We start from the raw sequence: 5266 nt of genomic DNA on the forward strand, positions 1-5266 counted from the left end.
CCGCCGGCCCGTGCTACGCCCTCGCCGAGAGCTCGGGCACGGTCGTCCGGAGGGGCCGCGCGGGCGCCACCGCCGCCGCGCCCGCCCGCCGTCCCGCGGCGGACAGCGACAGCGCCCGCATGATGGATCTGGTCGAACGTGCCCAGGGAGGAGAGGCCGAGGCTTTCGGGCGGCTGTACGACCAGTACAGCGACACCGTCTACCGCTACATCTACTACCGGGTGAACAGCAGGGCGACCGCCGAGGACCTCACCAGTGAGACCTTCCTGCGCGCCCTGCGCCGGATCGGCACCTTCACCTGGCAGGGCAGGGACTTCGGCGCGTGGCTGGTCACCATCGCGCGCAACCTGGTCGCCGACCATTTCAAGTCCAGCCGTTTCCGTCTCGAGGTGACCACCGGCGAGATGCTCGACGCCAACGAGGTCGAGCGCTCGCCCGAGGACTCCGTCCTGGAGCATCTGTCCAACGCCGCCCTGCTCGACGCCGTCCGAAGGCTCAACCCCCAGCAACAGGAATGCGTCACGCTCCGTTTTCTGCAGGGGCTCTCGGTCGCCGAGACGGCGCGGGTGATGGGCAAGAACGAGGGCGCCATCAAGACGCTGCAGTACCGCGCCGTCCGCACCCTGGCCAGGCTGCTTCCCGACGACGCCCGCTGACGGGGGGACGGCCTGCGGCCGCCCCCGGCGGCCGCGTCTCGGGAGGCCACCCTCCGCAACCGACAACTCACTTAAGGTGAAAGGCGGTTGATTCCACCGCCAGTCCGCCCGAAGTCCGTAACCGAAGTGCCCAGCCGCTCGTTGTCCGGGATACAGGCTCCCTGCGGACTCCCCGAGGTCCACGCCGGGAGTCGTCCGTCATGACGAGAGGAGGTGCCGCCAGTGATCGCGAACGTATCGGCGCACCGGCGGGCGAACGCCTTCGCCCAGGCCCTGGAGGAGCTGTCCGACCGGGGCACGGCGGCCGAGCAGCCACAGGGATCGGCGGCACCGAACCCCGCTGCCGCGGAAGACACCGGGCAGGCGGCCATGACGGCCGTCGCCGCGGGTCTCGGCGAACTGCCCAAGCCCGAGCTCGACCCCGAGGTGAAGGTCGTCCAGCGCGCCCAACTGGTGGCCGCCATGGAGGCCATGGTCCAAGAGGGCGTCCTGGGCACAGACGTGTCCGCGCAGGTTCCCGACCAGCGCTCACCCCGGGCGCGGGGCGCCCACCGGGCGAGCGCCCTGGGAAAGCTCCGGCCGCGCTCACGCCTGACCAAGGGCCTGGCCGCCGGCGGGCTGAGCGTCGGCGTGGCGGCCAGTGCCTTCGGAGGCGTGGCCGCGGCCAGTTCCGACGCCCTCCCCGGTGACTCCCTCTACGGCCTCAAACGCGGGATCGAGGACTTCCGTCTCGGTCTCGCCGACGACGGCACGGAGCGCGGCGAGATGCTGCTCGACCAGGCCTCCCGGCGCCTCGCGGAGACCCGGCGGCTGATGGAGCGCGGCCGTGGCGGCCACCTGGACCACGAATCGGTGGTCGAGATCCGCCGCACCCTCTCCGGCATGCACGAGGACGCCGTCGAGGGCCACCGCCTGCTCCACGACGCCTACCGGCGCGACCCCGACTCCCTGGCCCCCATCCAGGCGCTCTCCTCCTTCACCGAACGGCACGGCCGGACGTGGCACGAGCTGCGCGGCCGGCTCCCCGTGCAGCTCGGTGACGTGAGCGAGGAGGTCTCGTCGGTCTTCGACGCCATGGAGCAGGACGTCGCCCCGCTGCGGCCCCTGCTGCCCGAGGGGCCCTCGCCCGGCGACGACCTGAGGCCGGGCCGCGAAACCGGCTCCGGATCCCCGGGTTCCTCCCCGTCGGGCGAGTCCACCGCCCCGGGCAAGGACAAGGCCGAGAAGGGCTCCTCCACCGGCACCGGGGGCGAGCCCGAGGCCTCCCCGTCCTCGGACACCGACGGCCTGCTCGGCGGCAACACCGGCGGCCTGTTCGAGCCGCCGGACGAGGAGGACCAGGGCTCGGCCTCCCAGCCGGAGGACGAGGAGGAGCGCGGCCACCGGGTCACGCTGCCCCCGCTGCTCCCCGACCTCCTCCCGGGCCTCGGCCTCGGCGGGGACGCGTCGGAGTGACGCCGTGAGGAGGGGGACGCCGGTCGGGCGTCCCCCTCCTCCGCATGCCTGTCAGGCCTTGTGCATGCCTGTCGGGCCGGTCAGAAGAAGATCGACCGCCGCCGGACCAGCAGCTTGTAGAGCGTGTGCTGGATCTCCTCCCGGACCTGGTCGGTCAGGTTGAACATCAGCATCGGGTCGTCCGCCGCCTCGGGCGCGTACCCGTCGGTGGGGATCGGCTCCCCGAACTGGATGGTCCACTTGGTGGGCAGCGGCAGCGCTCCCAGCGGTCCCAGCCAGGGGAAGGTCGGCGTGAGCGGGAAGTACGGCAGCCCCAGCAGGCGGGCCACCGTCCGGGCGTTGCCCACCATCGGATAGGTCTCCTCCGCGCCGACCACCGAGCACGGGATGATCGGCGCCCGCGCCCGCAGCGCCGTGGAGACGAACCCGCCCCGGCCGAACCGCTGCAGCTTGTACCGCTCGCCGAACGGCTTGCCGATGCCCTTGAATCCCTCCGGCATCACGCCGACCAGTTCGCCCCGCCCCAGCAGCTCGGACGCGTCCTCGGCGCAGGCGAGGGTGTGGCCGAGCTTGCGGGCGACCTCGTTGACGACGGGCAGGGTGAAGACCAGGTCGGCGGCCAGCAGCCGCAGGTGACGGCCCGCCGGGTGCTTGTCGTGCACGGCGACCTGCATCATCAGGGCGTCCAGCGGGATGGTTCCGGAGTGGTTGGCGACGATCAGCGCCCCGCCCTCGGCGGGGATGTTCTCGATGCCCTTCACCTCGACCCGGAAGTACTTCTCGTACAGCGGGCGCAGCATCGCCATGAGCACCTCGTCGGTGAGTTCGGCGTCGTAGCCGAAGTCGTCGACCTCGTACTCACCGGTGACCCGCCGCCGCAGGAACGCCAGCCCCTTCGCCAGCCGCCGCTCCAGCCCGCCGCCTTGCGCCGGGCCCTGGGCGCCCTCGCCGCCGCCAGGGGCGTCCCCACCGCCGTGGGAGGGGCCCTGGCCGCTGCGGGGAGGGCCCTCACCGCTGCCGAGGGCGCCCTCGTCGCCCGGACCTCCCGCGCCGCGGCCCTGGGCCGGCAGCGGGACCGTGGCGCCGTCGCCGGACCTCGCGCCACGGGGCGCGGAGCGGCGCCTGGCGCGGTCGTCGTCGAACGGTATGACCTTCGCGTCCGCCATGGTGACTGTGCTCCTCACGTCTGCCGCTCGGCCTGGGTGCTGGTGTCCGGCGCCACGTGCCGGGCGATCCGGTCGACGGCCGCGGCGAGCGCGGCGGGCGGCAGGAGCCCGGGGCCGGCGGCCGAGGCGAAGTCCGCGAACGTCTCCGCCGTGCTGTGACGCGGTTCGAAGCCGAGGATCTCGCGCATCTCGTGGGTGTCGACGACCCTGCCGTGGGTGAGCAGCCGGATCTGCTCGGGGGAGAAGTCGGAGAGCCCCAGGGTCCGCAGCAACGACCCGGTAAGGGTGACCGCGGGCAGCAGCACCGGCGCCGTCGGCCGTCCCATCCGCCGCGCGCACTGCGACAGCGTCAGGACGCCGTCCCCCGCGATGTTGAAGGTGCCGCTGTTCAGCGTCCCCCGCTCGGGCTCCCGGGAGGCCCGCAGCAGGACGTCGGTGACGTCGTCCTCGTGGACGAACTGCAGCCGGGGGTCGTAGCCGAGCACGGTCGGCAGCACCGGCAGACGGAAGTAGGAGGCGAGCGGGGTGTCCACGCCCGGCCCGAGGATGTTGGCGAACCGCAGCACGCAGACCGCCACGTCCGGCCGCCGCCGCGAGAAGCCCCGCACATAGCCCTCGACCTCGACGGCGTCCTTGGCGAAGCCACCGCTGGGCAGCACCTTGGGCGTCGTCGCCTCGCCGAACACGGCGGGGTCGCGGGAGGCGGAACCGTAGACCGTGGTGCTGGACTTCACCACCAGTCGCCGCAGCGTCGGCGACTGCTGGCAGGCGCCCAGCAGCTGCATGGTGCCGATGACGTTGGTCTCCTTCACCGAGGACCGCCCGCCGCCGGCCAACGCCGTCCCGGTGACGTCGAGATGGACCACCGTGTCGACGGCGTGCTCGGCCAGCACCCGGCCGATCGCCGGCTGCCGGATGTCCGCGCGCACGAACAGCGCCTCCCCCAGGTCGTGCTCCGGGGTGACGGCGTCCACCGCCACCACCCGCGCCACGTCCGGGTCCTGGAGCACCCGGCGCACGAAGTGGCTCCCCAGCCGCCGGGCCGCCCCGGTCACCAGCACGATCCTGCCCAAGACCAGCGCCCTCCCGTCGTCCGCGCGGGCTCCCTCCCGGCGGTATGCGACAACTTAGCCGCTCCGTGTTGCGCGGGCATGGCGCTCACGCTGCCACCGCCCTCCGCCCACGCCTCCCACACGTCTGCCCCACGGAGCCGGTGACACCACCACGGGGTGCCGCGAAGGCGCCCCGGGAACGGCCGCGGCCCCCCACCGAACCGGTGGGGGGCCGCAGACGTACGCTTCGCGCGGCGTGTGCCGCGTCGCGTTACTTCTTGTTGCGACGCTGGACGCGCGTGCGCTTGAGCAGCTTGCGGTGCTTCTTCTTGGCCATCCGCTTGCGCCGCTTCTTGATAACAGAGCCCACGACTTACCCTCGCTCACTTCTCATCACTCGGCGTTGGGCGCCATGGGCCCATACGACCTTCGAGGGGAAAGCCTACCTTCCCCCGGCCATGAGGTCGTAATCGAGGGGCTGCGCGACGGCCCGGGAGAACCCCGGAACCGCCGCGAGCGACTGCCTCAGGCCGTCTCCACCCCCACATAGCTCTCGCGAAGGTACTCGTGAACCGCTTGCTCCGGGACCCGGAACGACCGTCCGACCCGGATGGCGGGCAGATGACCGCTGTGCACCAACCGGTACACGGTCATCTTGGACACGCGCATCACCGAGGCGACCTCCGCCACGGTAAGGAACTGAACCTCGTTCAGAGGCCTTTCGCTGCCAGCTGCCATGACACACCTGAACCCTTCGCACTCGACGGCCACCGGCTTCCCCTTCCGGTGACTCTTCGTCGCTGCGTGCTCACTCCCCAAGGTAGGGGCGGATGATGCGAGTGGGGAAGAGGAGCAGCCATCACCGGCCTACCGTGACAGACACCCGCGATTGAGCACGCAACGGATAAGCGGGGGACGCCGCCCGGGCCCCACACCC

The 5266-nt window shown here is 72.3% G+C and carries 6 protein-coding genes; 2 read left to right on the top strand and 4 right to left on the bottom strand.

Annotated features, from left to right (window positions below):
• Nucleotides 1-656, top strand: a 656-nt coding sequence (locus ACOV8S_RS18270) for an ECF subfamily RNA polymerase sigma factor, BldN family (protein ID WP_448318835.1), incomplete at its 5' end; no start/stop codon positions are given.
• A gap of 222 nt (nucleotides 657-878) precedes the next feature.
• A complete protein-coding gene (locus tag ACOV8S_RS18275; protein ID WP_448318836.1) occupies nucleotides 879-2111 on the top strand; it encodes a DUF5667 domain-containing protein in 1233 nt (410 codons plus the stop codon).
• An 80-nt stretch (nucleotides 2112-2191) separates the two neighbouring features.
• Here the strand turns inward: ACOV8S_RS18275 and ACOV8S_RS18280 are convergent, their stop codons facing one another.
• From ACOV8S_RS18280 to ACOV8S_RS18295, 4 genes are all read right to left on the bottom strand, one after another.
• On the bottom strand, nucleotides 2192-3277 hold the full coding sequence (locus ACOV8S_RS18280; protein ID WP_448318837.1) for a lysophospholipid acyltransferase family protein: 1086 nt from the start codon (nucleotides 3275-3277) through the stop codon (nucleotides 2192-2194).
• Nucleotides 3278-3291: 14 nt separating this feature from the next.
• Nucleotides 3292-4350, bottom strand: a complete 1059-nt coding sequence (locus tag ACOV8S_RS18285) for an NAD-dependent epimerase/dehydratase family protein (RefSeq protein ID WP_448318838.1) — start codon at nucleotides 4348-4350, stop codon at nucleotides 3292-3294.
• 250 nt (nucleotides 4351-4600) lie between these two features.
• Nucleotides 4601-4699: a 30S ribosomal protein bS22 gene (locus tag ACOV8S_RS18290; RefSeq protein ID WP_003948845.1), complete on the bottom strand. Its 99-nt coding sequence runs from the start codon at nucleotides 4697-4699 to the stop codon at nucleotides 4601-4603.
• A 155-nt stretch (nucleotides 4700-4854) separates the two neighbouring features.
• Nucleotides 4855-5067 (bottom strand): helix-turn-helix domain-containing protein, encoded by a 213-nt coding sequence (locus ACOV8S_RS18295; RefSeq protein ID WP_159105670.1) that lies wholly within the window; start codon nucleotides 5065-5067, stop codon nucleotides 4855-4857.
• Nucleotides 5068-5266: the final 199 nt, after the last annotated feature.

The sequence above is a fragment of the Streptomyces sp. CO7 genome (genome assembly GCF_053474865.1).